The 19,566-nt window shown below is 69.0% G+C and carries 1 protein-coding gene (running past one end of the window); it reads left to right on the top strand.

From position 1 onward, the window contains the following. Positions 1 to 19,566: the 3' portion of a matrixin family metalloprotease gene (locus ACTHNC_RS04845; RefSeq protein ID WP_440293467.1), read on the top strand. It extends 9,363 nt beyond the left edge of the window; 19,566 of the gene's 28,929 nt are visible here — the last part of the coding sequence; its start codon lies beyond the left edge, outside the window; the stop codon is at positions 19,564 to 19,566.

Genomic DNA, 19,566 nt, shown 5'->3' with positions numbered 1-19,566 from the left:
CACATCGACTGCGCCGTCGGCGACACTGCGTGCGCGACGAACGACCCCGCCGCTGACCAGAACCAGTCGGTGCTGGTGTCCGCGGTGAACAACTTCCGCACCCTCGGCGTCGCGGCATCCCTCGCCGTCGGCGGCTCGGTGGGCGTCGGCGCTTCGGCGGCCGTTCGCGTCGTCGAGCTGCACGACGACGCATCGCTCGGCGACGACGTCGTCGTCAACTCGCGCGCGAACACGGAGATCCGGGCGACGGCGAGCGACGCCGTCGTCTCGGTGAACGCCGCGGTCGGCGGAGGCACGGTCGGGGTCGCCGGCACCGTCGGCGTCTCGGTGGTCAACGAGTACACGGATGCGTTCACCGGCACCGGCACCACTCTCCGCGCGAACGGCAGCGTCGGCGTCGTCGCCACGTCGTCGACGAAACTGCTCCTCATCACCGCGACCCTCGCCGTCGGCTACGTCGGAGTCGGCGTCGGAGTGGATGTGGCCATCGTCTCCAAGCAGACGCTCGCGTACCTCGGCACGGACAACGTGGTCGTCGTGCTCGGACAGGGCAACGGGATCGCCGGCGCCGACAGCGGAACGGTCGGGCAGAGCTCGTTCGACACCGCCACCGTCCCGGGTCTCGTCGTGCAGGCTGACTCCAACGAGACGCTGTTCGGGCTGGTCGCAGGCGTCGGGGGCGGCTTCGTCGGCGTGACCGGCAACGTCGGCGTCACCATCTTCACCGTCGACACGCAGGCATTCCTCGCCTCGGGCACCACCGTGAACCGCAAGACGGGCGGCGGCGGCATCGTCAGCGGCGTCTCCGCGGCACAGGGCGTCGACGTCTCGGGCACCGACCACTTCGACTCGCTCACGTTCGCGGGCGGCGCCGCAGGCGGCTTCGTCGGCGCCGCCGGCGGCGTCGACATCGGCGTCGCGAAGATCAGTGTGCTCGGCATGCTCGCCTCGAACACGGATGTCTGGGCGAACGGCACGGTGCGGGTGAACGCGCTGTCGATCAAGCACGTGCAGACGTACGCCGTGAGCATCGGCGTCGGATTCGCCGGCATCGCCGGCGCCGTCTCGGTGTGGTCGGTCGGTACTGCACCGAACGCGACGTATTCGGCCGACGGCAACGGACCGGACAGGGGCGCGTGGGCGTCCGGTGTTCAGTACGAGAGCGGCGACGTCGTGCACGACGGCGTGAACGGCCCGAAGTACATCGCGAAGGACAACCCGCCGGTCGGCACGCCGCTCAGCGACACCTCGCACTGGAAGCAGGATGCACCGCAGGACTCGACCCAGGGCAACGGAGCCGACTCCAAGGCGCAGGCCGACACCGCGGCATCCGGCGGCAGCGGCGGGTGGAAGTCGGCGCTGGGCGGCGCACCGAACCCGGCCACGCCGTACGACGCAGCCGCCCACGCCTACAACGCGGGCGACCTGGTCAGCTACAACGGCCACTACTACCAGGCGCAGGATGCCTTCACCTCGTCGGCCGGGACCACTCCAGGCACCGACACCACCGACTGGGTGATCAGCGACGACAACTACCAGCTGCAGGTCGGATCCGCAGGCACCACCGGCCAGAACACGCTGAACGGCTCTTACTCCGGCACGACGCCCACGCAGAACGAGTTCAGCGCACCGGCCGGCACCGTCGTACAGTGCGACCCGTCCCACGCTCCGGAGGGCACGGCATCCGCCGTCTGCGGCTCGGTCCACTCGCTCGCCGGCGACGTGAAGGTGCAGGCGACGGAGCACCTCGACGTGTTCGCACTGGCCGGTGCTGCAGCCGGCGGCGCGGGCGCGTTCGGAGCGGGCATCACGGTGTTCACCATCGGCGACGTCGTCGACGCCGGCGTGTACGGCGGGGCATCGGTCAGCGCCGCCGGAACGGTCGGCGTGAACACGGAGTACGACGAGAACGTCACCGACATCGGCGTGGCGGGTGCCGCGGGCGGCATCGCGGTCGGCGCCCAGGTGGTCGTGCTGAACGACTCGAGCTCGCAGAAGGCGCACATCGACGACGGCGCTTCCGTGCCGATGGCCGGAACGCTGCTGCAGGTCACGGCGAACGCCGACCGCACGCTCGCGGCATACGCGATCGGCATCACGATCGCCGCCGCCGGTGCCGGCGCCGCCGTCTCGATCATCCAGCTGAGCGGCGACACGCAGGCGCTGATCGGTGATGTGACCGTCGGACCGACGGGACCGGTCGGCGGCATCGACGTCGAGGCCACCGACCAGGTGACCACGAGCATCCTCTCGGTGGGCGTCGTCGCCGGCGTCGGCCTTGCGCTGAGCGGCATCGTCGCGGTCGTGAGCTACACCGGGACGACACGCGCGGCATCCTTCGCGCACGACAGCGGCACCATCGGCTCGGGCGGCGTCACGGTCAAGGCGACCGGCTCACGCGGACCGCTGGCACCGGTCGCGGTCAACATCGCCGTCGGTGGCGGCATCTCGGTCGGGTTCACGCTCGTGGTGGCCACGCAGGGCCGCAACACCGAGGCGGAACTCGGCGGCAACGTGTCCACCACCACGGTCGACGTCGAGTCGACGGCGTCGGATGTCGCCTCTGCGTTCACTCCCGGTGCCGTCATCGGAGCCGCAGCCATCGCCGCGATGATCCCGATCGCCATCGTGAGCGGCCACACGACGGCGACGCTGAGCGGCACCATCGCCGGGTCGACGGCCGTCACCGTGCACGCCGCGGGCGTGAAGAAGGCGGATGCCGAGGTCGACGTGCTCAACATCTCCGGCACGATCGGGCTCACCGTCGGAGTAGCGGTCGCCACGGTCGCGTCGGGGGCGGACATCCAGGCACAGGCGACGTCCACGGCGTCGATCACCACGTCGGGCGCTCTGAAGATCCTCGCCGAGACGTCGGGCGGCGACCGCAACGAGGCCGTAGCGATCGGCAGGTCGCTCGGACTCGCACTGTTCGGCGGGGCGTCGATCTTCGCCGCGGTCGGGCATCTCGACGGGGCAGTGCGCGCGCGGCTGGACGGAACCGTGGTCTCCAGCGCCTCCGTGGCCGTCACAGCGAACAGCACCGACTACGCCCACACAGAGCTCGACGTCGCCTCCGGCGGATTCGGCGGCGCCATCGCGATCAGCGTGACCTACGTCGAGATCGGCACCGACGCCAAGACCGAGGCGCTTTCGGCGGATGCCGCCAACACCCACTCGATCACCAGCACGGGCGGTGTCACGTTCTCCGCGACATCGCACAACACCGCAGACACCTCGAGCGCTATGGCCACCATCGGCGGCCTGTTCGGCGTCGGCGTCAGCGTGCCGACCGCTGTGGTCGCCGGTGCCACGAACGTCTCGGTCGGCGACGACGTGTCGGCGGCGTCGCTGTCGGCCACGGCGACGAGCAACAACACGGCGACCAACTCGGTCCAGGTTCTCGCGTTCGCCGGAGCCGCCTCGGCCGCCGCCGACGTGTCGCAGGCCACGATCACGAGCGATGCGACGACCGGTGCGGCCGTGACCTCCACCTCGAGCATCGCGACGCCCGGCGCTGTCACGATCGAGGCGGACACGCACAACCAGATCACGGCAACGACAGGCAGCGTCTCGGCGTCGTTCGGCGCGGCGTTCGGATTCGTCTCCTCGAACGCCGACGACCACTCGGGCAGCTCCGCCTCCTTCGGCGGCACCCTCACCCAGGCGGCATCGCTCGCCGTCACCGTCGATGCGCAACACACCGTCAACTCCAACCTGTTCGTCGTGGCCGTCGGACTCATCGCGGGCGCCTCGGACGCCGCCGCGAACGGCCTCGTCGACGGAACGGATGCCGTGTCGCTCGACGGCACCACGCGCATCCAGAGTGCAGGCACCGCCATCGTCGCCCACTCGGGCCGCGGCGCCCTCGTGCTCTCCACGGTGAAGGGCGGCTCCGGCAGCATCGGACTCGCCGGTGCGAGCATGTCGGCCGACGCGAACGCCGGCGGCACCGTCTCGGCACAGATCGGCGACGGAGCGGTCATCGGCACCACGTCGGCACGGCCGGCATCGCTCAGCGTCACCGCCGATGACGCGGCCGTCACCGCGGGCGCCGCATCGACCATCGCCGGCGCGCTCGTGGCCGCCATCGGCGGCGCCGTCGGCACGGCCGAGGCGCACCCGACGGTGACCGCGGCCATCGGCAAGAACGTGGCCGTCGTGCTCGACACGTCGTCGGCGAACGGGCTGACCCTCACCGCCATCTCGCACCGGGCCGAAGCGGTCGGCACGGCGAAGGTGGTCGGCGGCGGCATCGCGAACGTCGGCCTGCCGAGCGCCTCGGCGTCCTCGACGCCGACCGTGAAGGCGACCGTCGACACCGGCACGACGATCAAGGTGGGCGGCACCGTGATCATCGACGCCGAGTCGCTCTCCGACCCGCAGGGCGCGGTTCTCACCGACCAGATCCAGGCGCTGAACGCCGACGGCGGCTCCGCTCCCGACGACTCGGTGCTGTTCCCGCAGCACGGGCTGGTCACCGGCGAGCAGGTGGAGTACGACGCAGGCGGCAACACCGCGATCGGCGGCTTGCGCAGCGGCCAGGTCTACTCGGTGATCGTGCCGACGCTCGATCCCACCGGGCTCGGCTCCGGCGACCCCGACCCCGACCACCTGCGGTTCGGGGTGAGCTGGACCTCGGCATCCATCGACGCCTTCAGCCTCACGCCGCCGCCGTCCGGCACGGACGCCGCCCGCTCCATGCTGCGCTTCAGCGCGCCGCACCACCTGCAGACCGGCGACGCCGTGATCTACCGCTACAACGGCTCGTCGATCAGCTCCGGCATCGCCGACGGCACCCTGCTCTATGTGCGCGTCATCGACCAGTACACGATCGAGCTCTACACGACGTACGCCGCGGCGACCTCGCAGGCGTTCACATTCACCACCGGCGCGGTCACCGGCAACACCATCGCCAACACCACCTTCAACGATGGCGACCAGGTGACCTACCGGTCGGCGACGTCGTACGACTTCACGTACGGCGCGGGACGTCCGGCGACGAGCAGCAGCGACCCGGCGTGCTCCTACTGCAACCACACCGTGGATGTCTCGGTCGACGGCAGCGGTCACGTCACCGGCGACAACTCAGGCGCGAACAACATCTACCTCGCCACAACGACGTTCACCCAGCCGGGACAGCCCGCGACGATCACCGCGCACGATCTGCGGAGCGGACAGAAGGTCGTCTACAACATCAGCGACGGCTCCCAGCGCATTCCCCAGCTGCAACCCGGCCACGTCTACTACGTCATCTACAACCCCTCGAGCCCGTACACCATCCAGCTCGCGAACTCGTACTGCGAGGCCGTCGGCTGGGCCGCCGACAACAGCTGCGTCAACGGCAGCACCCACATCGCCATCAACGCGATCCCGCTCAGCGCTCCACCCGAGTCGACCGCAGTTCAGCAGATCGCACCCGCCGGCATCGGACTGACCGACGGCGACACGTACACCGTCTCGCGGGTCGACCCAGGGCACATCAGCCTCGTCGGCACCACGCTCAGCACCGCGTATGTGCAGGGCACGCAGACGCTGTTCCTGGCGGGCATCCCGCTCACCGCGGGCTCCGGCGCTCAGGAGCTCTACCTTCGGCTCACCGGCCCGATGACCGGAGCGCAGTACCTGCACGCAGCAGACGGATCCGGCCTGCGCGCGTCGTCGCCTCCTCCAGGAGACGGCATCACCGTCGCTTCGGCGCACGGCGGAGGCGGCGGTCTCGGATCGTTCACGTCGCAGTCGGCCACGACCACGGTCAACCCGACGGTGCTCGCCACGGTGGCGGCCACTCTCATCCAGGCGGGCGGCAACGTGGGCATCACGGCGACCACGAAGACGAACTCGGGCGCCTCGACGAGCAACGGCTCGGGCGGCATCATCTCCGGCGCAGGGGTGTCGAGCAGCGTGAACGGCACGAACACCACGTCTGCATACGTGGGCACCGGACCGAACGGCATCACCGGCACCTCCTCGGCGATCCAGGTGGATGCCTCCGGCGTCACGATCACGGCCGGCGGCATGGTGCGCGTCGCCTCCACCAGCACGCTGCAGGCCAACGCCGACGGCGACACCGAGAGCGGCGGACTCGCGGGCGGCTCTGTCTCCAGCGCGGAGATCAACCTGACCGACAAGACGGCATCCGTGATCGGGGCCGGCGCGCACGTCACGGGGTCCACCGTGAACGTGCTCGCCACGACCACCAAGTCCAACCTCACCAGCCACTCCAGGTCGATCTTCATCGCGTTCGCCGGATTCGCCACCGCGGAGGCCGACTCGCATCTGACGAGCTACGACACCGCCCTGCTCGACGGCTCGCCCGCCGAGCCGAGCTGGGTGATCGGCACGAGCGGCGTCGACGTACGCGCACTGCACGCTGGCAACACCAGGTCGCAGGACGACGACGCAGAGTGCTGGTGCCTGGGACCGTCGCACAACAACGGCAGCAACAACTTCGACTTCTCCGAGACGGCGGCCGCCCACGCGGGAGTCACCGTCACGGCCGGCACCCGCATCGTGAACGGGCAGAACACCAACGATCCGAGCCTCGACCCGGCCGACCCGTCGGTGTGGCACCTCGCCCACCCGGTGGACAACAGCAACAACCAGTTGCCGGACATCGCGCTGTATGTGCAGGCCGAGACGAACGCCGGAGACGCCGTCGACCATACGAGCCAGCCGAGACAGGTGGACTGGAACGCCGACGTCGTCATCTACGAGGGCCCGAGTCCGTACCTGGTCATCGCTCCGGACGGCACGGTGCTGCACGCGGTGAACATCACGGTCGACGGCATCCACAACCCCGCGCCGGGAACGGATGTCAGCGGCGGCCCGATCGTGGTCGACGACTTGATCGACCACGACACCGGCAACGTGCTGATGAGCTCGACGAACGGACTCATCCAGTCCAGTGCTGCCGGCGGCCCGAGCCCGAGCAGCCACTACTGGGGCACGTTCTTCTACCGCGACAACTGGCAGTCGGTGACGATCCTGAACCACTCGGCGCTGCAGCTCGTGATCGACGACATCAACGTGCTCAACACCGGATCGCCGACCGTGACGCTGAACGCGCCCGGTGGGAACACGCATCCGTTGTTCGCGATCGTGCGGCACGTGGACCCGACGCTGGTGACCATCACGAACGACGGCCCGGCGGCGCCCGACCTGCTGATCTACGGCTCGATCCTGAACCCGATCGGCGAGACCGACATCTCCAGCACCGGCTCGATCTCGTCGTCGTCGGCACGCGGCGCTCTGGCGAGCGACGGAACGCACACCGACCTCGTGCGCACGAACATCCTTCACTTGAACGCGGGAACCTCGATCGGGGCATCCGGCACGTACCTCAACATCGACCTCGTGCAATGGGCCGGGCACGACGAGGATCTCACCGCCGGCTCCGGCACGAGCCAGTACCTCGACCTGCAGACCCTGCTCCGCGACCCGGCGATCGCCAACACGAACACGCCGGCGTACGTCATCCCGATCGACCACCTTGTCGCGGGCACCGACATCTACGTGCGGCTGCAGGCCACCCAGTACCAGACCTCGACGGGCGCGGTGCCCGGCATCACCGTGAACGCGACGAACCCGAACAACATCTCGGGCACGTTCGTCTCCTTCTACCAGCCGGACGGCACGTACTGCTTCTACCCGGACGGCTGCACGGGCGGACACCCGGTGCTGGAGCCCGGGGCGTTCGCGACCGGCGGCAACGCCATCGACAGCACGTACGACTTCAGCCTGCTGGATGCCGGCTCGAACGGCACCGACGGACTCATCGACGTGTTCGCCGCGAACGACGACAAGGGCGCGACGCGCATCAACATCATCGGACTCGTGCAGATCCAGCAGCCGGCATCCGGCGTCACCGCCGCCACGTACGGCACCGTGAATGCGGACACCAACGGCTTCATCACGCTCACCGAACAGACCGGCGATCTGCGCGTCGGGCTCGTGCGCTCCACCGACGACGACGTGACGCTGACCTCGCCAGGATCGATCTACGACGCGCCGCAGCCGTCGCCCAACCCGCCACTGAACGGGCACCCGACGCAGCCGACGCCGACCGCGGAGGTCGTCGGCGTGAACATCACCCTGACCGCGCAGAACGGCACCATCGGCGAGAACTCGAACTTCCTCGAGATCCGGTCGTCGTACGACCAGTTCGGCGTGCTGAATGCGCAGGCGCCCGGCGTCATCCGTGTCTCGCAGACCACTGGAGACCTGCACGTCGACACGGTCACCACGTGCTACGGGTCGAGCTCGGCCACCTGCGCCAACGTCTCGCTGACGAACTTCCACGGCTCGATCACCGACGGCCACAACCTGGGATCCGGCGGCACCGCACCGAACATCATCGGCGACACCATCAACCTGCTCGCCCAGTACGGCAGCATCGGCGACCCGCTCGGCGGCAACGACCTCAAGATCGACTCGGCAGCGGGCAGCGGATGCCAGAGCACCTACACGCTGCTCTACCAGGGCGCGAACTACCAGAACATCGACGACCAGTCCCGCCGGGTGACCGCCAGCTGCTGGGTGGCCGCACAGGCGGACGGCAGCATCGATCTCACCGAGACGAGCGGGCCGATGAACGTGCTCCTGGCGCACGCCGGCGAGAACACGGGCCGCGTCGCCGCGCCGAACAACGTGCGGCTCACCACGACCGAGACCGGCGTCGAGGGCAACGACATCCTCCTGCTGCACTCCGGCTCGACGCTCGTGGTGGAGAACAGCATCCAGCAGGTGCCTCAGGGCCTCATCGAGGCCGACGGCGGCAACGTGGTGCTCCGATCGGCCGACGACATCGTGACCGACCCGTCGAGCGAGATCATCGCCACGATCTCCGCCACCGACACGCATCCGTACAGCGGCGCCGACCCGAACATCCCGAGGAACCAGACCGGCAACATCGACGTCTACGGCGACTGCCACGGTGCGGCATCCGGCGTCTGCGACGTGCCCGTGCTCGACAGCACGCAGCCCGACCCGACGTTCGGCGACGGCACGGTCATCGTGCTGCGCAGCGGACAGCCGGGCCAGGGAATGGCCGCAGGGCAGATCTCGAACGGCGGCGCCGGCAGCCTCACCAGGGTCTTCGGCGGCAGCGAGGCCGACACGTTCATCTTCGACCGCACACAGCTCGTCGGGCAGACCAGGGCATACGGCGACGGCGCCCCGACGGTAGCGGGCGTGTACGCCCCTGCCTGCAACGGCCCACCGGCCCTGAACACCTGCGTCGACACCTTCATCGTCAACCGACTGCAGTCGATGGTGCCGCTCGGGCAGGATGTCGCACTCGCCGACACCCTCACGCTCGACGGCCAGTCCGGCGGCAACGTCTACTCGGTGTTCACCAGTGGCAGCCAGTTCACGTCGAACAACTACGAGATCAACGTGCTCGGCTCGCACGCCCCCGACGACGGCACCGACACCCTCAACATCTACGGGTACGACACCTACACCGGCGGAACGCCGGACTCGACCGGCATCGCCACCAGCGGCGCGAACGCCGGCCAGGAGTACTCGACCAACGACATCTTCCTGCTGCGCGGCACACCACAGGGCATCCCGGGCGAGACCTCCGCGCGGCCCACCTCGCCGAGCGTGTACCAGGGCACCGGAAGCAGCCCGGTCTCGGCAGACCCGTACTCAGCAGGCTCCGGCTTCGTGGCACTGCTGCACTCCACACTGGCGGCCACGCAGGCACAGCTCGGCGGAACGACCACGACCGGCACCAACGGCATCTTCGGCGTCGAGCGCATCAACTACGACTCCGCCATCAACGGCGGCCTGCACGTCTACTCCCTCGGCGGCAACGACTACTTCGCCGTCGACGACAACGCCGCACCGACCTACCTCGACGGTGGATCCGGCGACAACGAGTTCCAGATCGGCCAGCTCTACGGCGAACGCCGCACGGCATCCGCTGTCCCGTCCGGCACCGCGACGCAGCCCTCGTACGGCGCCTCCGGCAACCTGGCATCCGAGAACGTCTTCGACGTCGCCACGGTCGCCACGACCCGCGGATGGCTGTCGCGCGGCACGAGCTCGCCGCTGGTCGCCCAGGGCGGAACGGGCAACAACACGTTCACCGTGTACTCGAACCACGCCGTGCTGCACCTGGAGGGCGACGGCGGCAACAACCTCTTCATCGTGCGCGGCTTCGCCCTCGCGCAGACGGATGCCAGCGGCAACATCATCCTGCCCGGCGGCTGCACCACGATCGAGGCTCCCGCCTGCATCCCGATCCCCATCACGACGAACGGGTACTCCACTGCGGCGCAGACGGATGTGCGCACCGGCGCGGGCAACAACCAGGTCGAATACAACATGAACGCGCCCGTCTCCGTCGACGGCGGGACCGGCTTCAACAAGCTGATCATCCTGGGCACGGAGTTCGCCGACCACATCGTCGTCACCGACCACGGCATCTTCGGTGCCGGCATGTCGGTCACGTTCAAGAACATCCAGGTGATCGAGGTCGACGCGCTCGAGGGCGACGACGTGATCGACGTGCTCTCCACGCCGCCGGGCGTCGCGGTGCGGGTGATCGGCGGGCTCGGCAGCAACCAGATCAACGTCGCGGGCGACGTGAGCGGCAACGTGTACTCGCGCGACATCAACGGCACGAGCGGCACCGTCAACCTCGACGTCATCACGAGCGACCAGCTGTACCAGGACCTCGTCATACCCGGGGTCTCGGTGAGCGTCGCACAGGGATCGCAGGGCGCCGTCATCGTCACCCAGCACGCCGGCGGCACGGTCGTCAACGAGACGCAGAACAACGCGCCGTCGAGACCGCCGATCGGCACGATCGACTCGTACACGGTGCGCCTCGCGCAGGCGCCGACCTCGACCGTGTATGTCGCGATCACAGCCGAGCCCGACATCCGGCTGAACCGCGAGCGCAACCCGCAGGGTGACTCGATCCTGCTGGCGACGGCGCCGCTCGGCACCGTGCCGAACGTCGGCACGACGACGGCGGACAGCGACTTCTACCAGCACGTCATCATGGATGCCACCGCCACCGACCTGCCGCAGCGCTCGCTCGTGCTCGTCTTCACCCCCGGCAACTGGCAGACGCCTCAGGTGGTCTGGGTCGGCGCCATCAACGACGCGCTGAACGACGGCATCCGCACCTACGAGGTGAGCCAGAGCGTGCTCAGCGCAGACCCGTTCTACGCGAACGCGGCGGTGCGCAACGTCGAGGTGACGAAGATCGATGCGGGCAGCCCGGGCATCCTGGTGACGAACCTCGGCAACGACAACACCACGACCACCGCCGTCACACCGCGGTTCACCGACGGCGTCGCAGACGGCTCCACGACGTTCACCTCGGCCGGCGCGCACTTCACGCTCGACGACGTCGGGCAGCCGATCGCACAGATCGGGGGAGGCGCGAACATCCCCGCGAACACGGTGATCCTGGCCGTGAACAGCGCGACGAGCGTCACCCTCTCGGCCGCCGTGGCCGCCGGAACCGGCATCGGATTCACGCTGCCGAGCCGACTGGCATCCTCCGTGCAGTTCCGCGACGGGGTCACCACCGCGGGATCCACCACGCTCACCTCCGCCAGCGCCGGGTTCAACCAGGGCGACATCGGACGCACCGTCGTCGAGGCCGACCTGGGCGACGTGCTTCCCACCGGCGCGACGATCGTCGCGGTCTCCGCCGACGGCACCTCGGCGACGCTTTCGCTCGCCGCCACCGGTAGCGCGACGTCCGTCGTGTTCGCCATTCCGGACCGCAACGCCAGCAACGTCGTGCTCGGCGGCAGCGTGACGCCGCCCAACGACGCCACGGCAACGGGCAAGACGGCGACCGGCATCTCCGGGTACTCCTCGGTGGTCCTCGCCGCCGCGCCGAACGGCGTCGTCACCGTCACGGTCACCGCGGCCGGCGACCCGCGCATCTGGCTGTCGAGCACCGACCCGCGCTTCCACGTCGTGAACGAGCCCGACGGGATCAACGCCGGCGTCTACACCATCACATTCGGCCCGGCCGACTGGTCGAAGCCGGTGATCGTGCGCGAGGATGCCGCGCCCTGGTACAGCATCGCCGACCCGCACAACGCGTACATCACAGCCGCCGTGACCAATGTCGCCCTTCCCGCCGACGCCGACTACCTCGGCATCGACAACAGCTCGACGCCGTGGAACGTGCTGGTCTACGCGGACAGCACGGCGGATGCCATCGTGCAGGCACCGGACGGCATGGTCGTGACCAAGTGCGCCGACACCGCCTGCACCACGCCGGGACCCGGGTCGAGCTTCAGCGTGCGCCTCACCACGAAGCCGTCGTCGAACGTCACCATCGCGCTGGTGACCGACGGCCAGACGGATGCCGTGCTCGGCGGGCGCGTCTCCTTCGGCGCGATCGGCACCGCCCACCACGGCCTGTACTCGAACGGCTCCGTGTCGTACAACACCGCGACGGGAACGCTCACCCGGCTCGATGGCTCCAGCTGGCTGGACGACGGCTTCCTCGAGGGGCAGTGGTTCGAGATCGGCGGAGTCGCGCTGAAGATCCAGGCGCTCACCGGCACCACGTCGTCGCGGGTCGACGTGCTCACGGTCACCGACCCGTCGGCCCTGACCAGCGCGCTCGCCGCGCTGCTCGGTCACGCACCGGGCGCATCGGGCACCGCCACGCTCACCATGACGCAGTACGCCGCGCAGATCACGTTCACGCCGGGCAACTGGAACCAGCCGGTCGTCGTCCCGCTCGTCGCGGACCCGCACTACAACGTGCCGGCCGGCAACCAGTCGCTGCTCACCTTCCCGAAGATGCCGCACCGGCTCTCCGGCATCCGCGGTCCGCTGTCGGTGGAAGGCGGACCGACGCAGAACAACCACGCCGCGCTGAACCTGCCGGTCATGCTGCCGGGGGAGGGCAACTCGCTGCCCTTCGGCATCGGCGTGCAGCCGCCTGAAGCGCAGCAGGTCAACGTGCTGAACATCTTCGACGACGGATCGCAGCAGAACCAGACCGGCACCCTGAGCGGCACCGCGCTCAGCGGATTCGGCATGGGCCCCGGTGTCGACTTCACCCACCACAACGGATACGTTCCAGGCGACGCGACGCACCCGACGTTCGGCGAGCCGGCGAAGTTCCCGAGCGGCATCAGCTTCGGGTCTATCACCGTCGACCCGACCACCGGCGACATCCTCACCAACGCGTCGCTGTCCACGATCCAGGTGCTGAACCTCATGCAGGGCCAGGGCAACGACACGCTGAGCGTGACAGGAACGCTCACCGGCGGCGCCTTCACCAACGAGGACGGCACGCCGGGAACCACGTTCGTGCACGGCGGCATCACGGCGCTGAACGGCGGCGGCGCCGAGCCGTTGTCCATCACCGGAACGTTCGCGATCACCGGCAGCACCATCAGGCGGCTCGACGGAACGAGCTGGGCCACCGACCAGTTCGCGGTCGGCCAGGAGCTCATGTGGAACGGTGCGCCCATCGGCACAATCACCGGTGTCTCGGGCGCGACGCTCACCTTCGCGGGCAGCGGGCCGGCGGCCGGCAGCGCAGTAGGCGGCACCGTCGCGGTGTTCGACCCGGCCGTGCGCGTGAGCACGCGCATCCACTTCACTGCGGCGGGCGGCTACCAGCTGATCCGCACCGACATGCGGTCGTGGCGTGAGGCCGGATTCGCCGTCGGGCAGCTGATCACGATCGACGGCGTTGTTGTGGGCACCATCACCGGTATCTCCGGGCCGACCGACGACATCCTCACCGTCTCCGGCGCGCCGTCACCACTGAACTGCACGATCGGCGGCACCTGCACGGCCACGGTGGCCGTCGCATCCGCATCGAACAACCCGGTGCGCTACGGCGGCAACGTGTTCACGATCACCGGAGGCGGCGGCCCGGGACCCGGCGCGACGCCCCCGACACTCACCAGCACGTTCACCCTCGGTTCCGCGGGCGGTGCGCAGACACTCACCCGCATCGGCGGTTCGTGGATCACCGACGGCTACGTCGTCGGCATGGTGCTCGAGATCGGCGGGCTCGCGGCGTGGACCATCACCGCGGTGACCGACGCGACACTGACCTTCAGCGGTCCGCAGATCACCACCTGGGACGGCAGCGGCGCGAAGGTCGTCGGCTACGCCCCGTCGCCGCTCGTGGTCTACGGCAGCACCTCGCAGGACGGCATCTGGTACTCGGGTGACCCGGTCACCCAGACCAGCCGCGTGTTCGGCTCCAAGCCGTTCCCGAACCAGGTCGGCGTCGGCACGCCGCAGTTCGTGTTCCCCGTGGCCAACGCCTTCCGGCACGCCGGCAACAACGTGATCGACGCGAGCGCCCTGTTCGCGAACGTCCCTGAGGGTCAGGTGCCCTCGATCGGCGTGACCGTCTACGGCGGCCCTGGCGACGACACGATCTACGGCAGCCAGGCCGGTGACGTGATCGCGGGCGGTTCCGGCGACAACACCATCTACGGCGAGCGTGGCGACAACATCATCCTCGGCGCGAACGGGCTCAACACCGACCTCATCGCACGCTCCGTGAGGTTCCCGACCGTGAACACCAGCACGTACCAGGATGCCGACCCGCTCGTTGCAGGCGACAACCTGATCTACGGCGACCGGCCGGGCGCCACGACGACCGACAGGTACGGCGACTACAACAACCTCATCTTCGGCGCGTTCGGCGTGGTGACGCAGGACACGCAGGAGGCGACCGTCGGCGTCATCCCGAACACCACACGTCAGGTGACAGGCGCCATCGTCTCGAACTCGGCCGTGCCGCCGGCGCAGAACGGGGTCGCCACCATCACCGTCGTGTGCACGAGTGGCAGCACGGCGAACTGCTTCCGGCAGTCCGATGTCGGGCTCGCGATCACGGATGCCTCCGGCACGCTGATCTCGGTCGGAACGATCATCACGTGGGTGAGCGCCGACGGCACCACGGCGCGTCTGTCGCGGGGAACGATCGGCACGGCATCCGCCACCGGCGTGATGTTCACGATCGGTCCGGCGCAGGGCTACTGCCGGCCGACCGGCACCGCCTCGCTGAACCAGTACTGCGCTCCGAGCGGCACGACGCCGTGGGGTGACGCACGGGTGGAGCGGATCCAGACGACCCGCGACATCCTCGCCGCCTCCAGCGACCAGCCGGCGAACCACGGCGACAACCGCATCTACGCCTCCGGCGGCGACAACATCATCGTCGGCGGCGACGGCGACAATGACATCCAGGGCGGTCCCGGCCGTAACCTGATCATCGCCGGCAGCGTCGCGCTCAGCCGTGGCTCGCACCTGTTCGACTACGCGAACCCGCGGTTCCAAGACCTCACGGGCACGCAGATCTACAGCACGACACCCGGCTCGCTCACGAACAGCCTGACCGACGGAACCGCGCAGAACGACCCGACGGGGCACGCGTGGTGGGGCGACTTCCTCTCCGGCACAGGGGGCATCCTGCTCTCGGTACCGGCGAACGACACCACTCGGTCGAGCGTGCTGCGCGACTCGGAGCTGAAGGGGGCCGACTACATCGCCGGCGGCTCCGGGTCGGCCATGATCTTCGGCGAGTCGAACGACAACATCATCCAGGCGCACGGCTCGATCGATATCACCGCCCCCGACTCGCCGACCGGCTACCCGACCACCTCGAACGGGTCGCCGTCCATCGACAGCGTCTTCGGGGGAGCAGCCACCTGCCTGTTCCGCGGCTACTACCTGGGCAACCGGGTGGGCGCCTGCCGCGACGCAGGCAACAACCTGCTGATCAACCCGTCCGTCGACGACTACGCGGCACTCGAGTACACGCTCACCGGCGCGATCACGTTCGGCGCCCACACGATGACCCTCGCCCAGGGCCTGTGGTGGGCCGACTCCGGATTCGCCGTCGGACAGACCCTCAACGTCGGCGGAACGGCCGTCGGTGTCGTCACCGCGATCAGCCACGACTACTCCACCGGTCTCGACACACTCACCGTCACCGGGAGCCCCGCACCGGCATCCTGCACGTCACTGCCGTGCACCGCCACCACAACGGTCGCGGCGACCGACGGCCAGAGCTACATCGAGGGCGGCCGCGGGAACAACACGATCTTCGCGAACCGCGGACAGAACGACATCGTCGGCGGCAACTCCGACATGTTCAGCCTCACGCTGCCGAGCGAGCGGGCCAGCGGGTCGAACCTCATCTTCGGCGGCTCCGGGCTGAACGCCGGCCGCGAGGACTGCGGCGACGGGGTCCTGGATGCCACGAACCACTGCATCACGAACCCGAACGGTCACGCGCACGACAGCAACGTCATCCTCGCGAACAACGGCGACATCATCCGTCTCACCGGCACGAACGGGCAGTACGGCGTCGGCAACGGCGTGGCGATGTCGGTGGGCTACCTCAACTACAACTACGACGTGTACGGATACCTCGCCGCGACCGAGCGCATCATCGCCCGTGCGGTGAACCTGCTCGACATGACACCGGGCGGGCCGGACCTCGCAGGTCAGGTCGGGCCGCTCGTCACCGGTAGCGCCGCCAGCAACGGGGTCGGCGACATCGGAGGAACGCCGCTGGCCTGCACCGAGACCACGGCGCAGCAGCTGGTGCAGCCGTGCCAGCAGAAGGGCAGCGAGATCCACGCGGAGTCCGGCGACGCGTTCATCTACGGCGGACCCGCGAACGACGTGATCTACGGCGGCGGCCAGAACGACACGATCATCACCGGATACGCCGACAACTGGGTGTCCGGCGGACGCGGCGACTCCTGCATCATCGGCGGTGGCGGCCGGTGCTTCGCCAGCCGGAACAGCTCCAGCTACGGCGAGCCGCTGTACGGGATCGCTCCCATTCCGGCCTCGCAGCTCAGCGAGCTCATCACGACCCCGGGCAACGTGCAGCAGGCGGTCATCAACGTCGCGGGCGCTCTCTCGTACACCGCGGTGCTGTGGCCGTACAACTGGGATCCGGCCGCGAACGGCAGCCCGAGCTTCGCGAACGGCTGCAAGAACAACCAGATCTGCGACGCCTACCAGCCGCGCTACGGCCACAACATCATCTACGGCGGCTGGGGCAACGGGGTCATCCACGCCGGACCGGGCCAGTCCGCGGTATCCGGTGCAGAGGCCCCGGAGCTCGGTTACGCCGACAACTTCGACATGTCCGGCAACGCGGTGAACTCCACCCCGTACGAGACCGACTGGTACCACCCGTTCAACCCCGGCAACCCTGCCGGATGGCATCCGGAAGCCGACGATGGCAACGGCAACGCCGCCAGGGCAGGCATGTCGGGCAAGTCGAGTTACTTCGATCCGACCGACCCGCGGCGCCAGGTGTGGCTGAACAGCGTCGTGAGCAACACGTTCACGATCGGCCAGCCGAACCCGCTGCTGTGCACATGGGCGACGGGCCAGACGCCGACGGCTGCAGGATGCCTGCCGTTCTTCCTCACCTTCGACCCGACGGATGCCGGCATGCCGCTGGATACCACCTGGTACCCGGGCACGGGCGACCCGCAGATGCCCACCACGGGTGACAAGGCGATCTTCGGCGACCTCGGCAACGACTACATCGTGGCCGGCATGGGCAGGGTGCGCGTCTACGGCGGCAACGGCAACGACCTGATCGACCTGAGGGCGAGCACGTTCGTCGACGGCGGCCTGAACGACGGACCGGTGCCGAACCTGACGCGGAACGCCGACGGCTCGTACAGCCTCGCCTCGTCGAACTTCGTCTGGGGCACGCCGGCCTGGGAGGCGCTGGCGTACGGCGGATCCGGGCAGGACATCTACTTCGCCGGCACCGCGGGCGACCGGCTCATCGACTGGGTCGGCAACCACAACAGCTACTACGTGCCGTTCTCGCCGTTCGGCATGCCGACCGTGAGCCGCACTCTGCAGCCGTTCCTGCCGGAGTTCCTGTACGCGCTGTCGAAGAGCGACGGCGCCGACCAGACCCTCATGACGCGGTACGCGCCATACGACGACCGCTACCAGGGCATCGCATCCCGCAACGGAGAGCCGTTCGGCGAGCTGAGCCTGGTGCTGCAGCACGACTCGCTCTGGCACCAGCAGACGGGGTCGCCGTTCAACCAGATGCCGGAGAACCTCGGCGGAACGGCGGTCGACATCCAGAAGACCGCGAACGTCCGGCCGTTCAACTCGCCCGGAACGGGGTCGTCCTCCGGCATCGTGGGAGCCGCGTCGGCGACGCCGCTCATGTCGCTGCCGTCGGGGGCGGGTGTGAACCTGCCGTCCGGCATCACTCCGTCGACGGCGCCGGCCGTGCCGTTCATCGTCAGCGGGATCGTCGGCTCCTCCGTGTTCTACTCGTTCACCGAAGGGTCGACCGTGCTGACCGGAACCGGCACGATCGGGGCATCCGGACAGTTCACCGTCGTGCTCGACCTCTCCGGTTTCGTCGACGGCGCCATCGCCGTCACGGCGACCGTCACCGCACCCGGCCAGGCGCCCGTGACCATCCGCTCCGTCCTCGGCAAGAGCAGCGTCGCACCCACCGTGCCGACCGTGACCGTTCCCACGTACGCGAACCTCGCGACCGAGGCGGCGTACCCGGTCACCGTGCGGGGCCAGGCCGGTTCCATCGCCTCCGTCGTCGTCACAGACAGTGCAGGGAACGTGGCGAACGGCATGGACATCATCGACTCGACCGGCACCGTGCTGATCCCGGTCGACGTGTCGCAGCTGATCGACGGCGTCTTCAGCGTCTCGGTCACGCTCACCAACGGGATCGGCAACAGCATGGCCACCGTCGTGACCGCGACGCTCGACACCGCGCCACCTTCGCTCACCGTCACCCCGGTGCCTTCGGCGATCGTTCCGTCCAATGTGGGCGGCGTGAGCGTGCCCGTGTGGGGAGAACGAGGCGCCACCGTGGCGTACGTCTTCAGCGACGGCACGCACACGGTCACGGGGTCCGCCACCTTCAACGGCAGCGGCAAGACCACGTTCTGGAGCGGCTCGCTCTCCTCCCTCGCCGACGGGGTCATCACACTCACGGTCACCGAGACCGACCCGGCGGGGAACCCGACCGTGTACACGCAGAGTCTCGTGAAGGACACCACACCGCCGGTCATCGCCTCGAGCATCACCGCACCGAGCAACGGCACGCGCTACGACGTCACCCAGTCGATCCTCGTCACGTTCGGGGCGACGGATGCCGTCTCCGGCGTCGCGTCGGTCACGGCGACGCTCGATGGGGTCGCGATCGCCGGCGGCACGGTGATCCGGGCTGAGGCGCTCTCCGCAGGCACGCACACCATCGTGATCACGTCGGTGGATGCGCTCGGCAACACGTCCACGAAGACGCTCACGATCACGGTGCGCGCAACGGTGACCGGGCTGCAGGGCGCCGTGTCGTACGGCGTCTCGAACGGTTGGATCACGTCGTCGTCTGTGGCGTCCAAGCTGCAGTCCGACCTCAGCGCGGCCGCGGCGGCGCTCGCGTCGAACAATCACGCGGCGGCGAAGACCGCGCTGGCCGCCTTCGCATCCGACATCACATCGAACAGCAAGTGGATCGCCTCCTCCTACGCGACGCTCCTGAAGGGCTGGGCAGCCGACCTCTCGTCCTCGCTCTGA

Origin of the sequence: Humibacter sp. (assembly GCF_051954055.1) — a bacterium.
GTDB lineage: Bacteria > Actinomycetota > Actinomycetes > Actinomycetales > Microbacteriaceae > Humibacter.
Note: the sequence above shows the minus strand (reverse complement) of the source record. Positions and strands in the feature narration are given on the sequence as shown.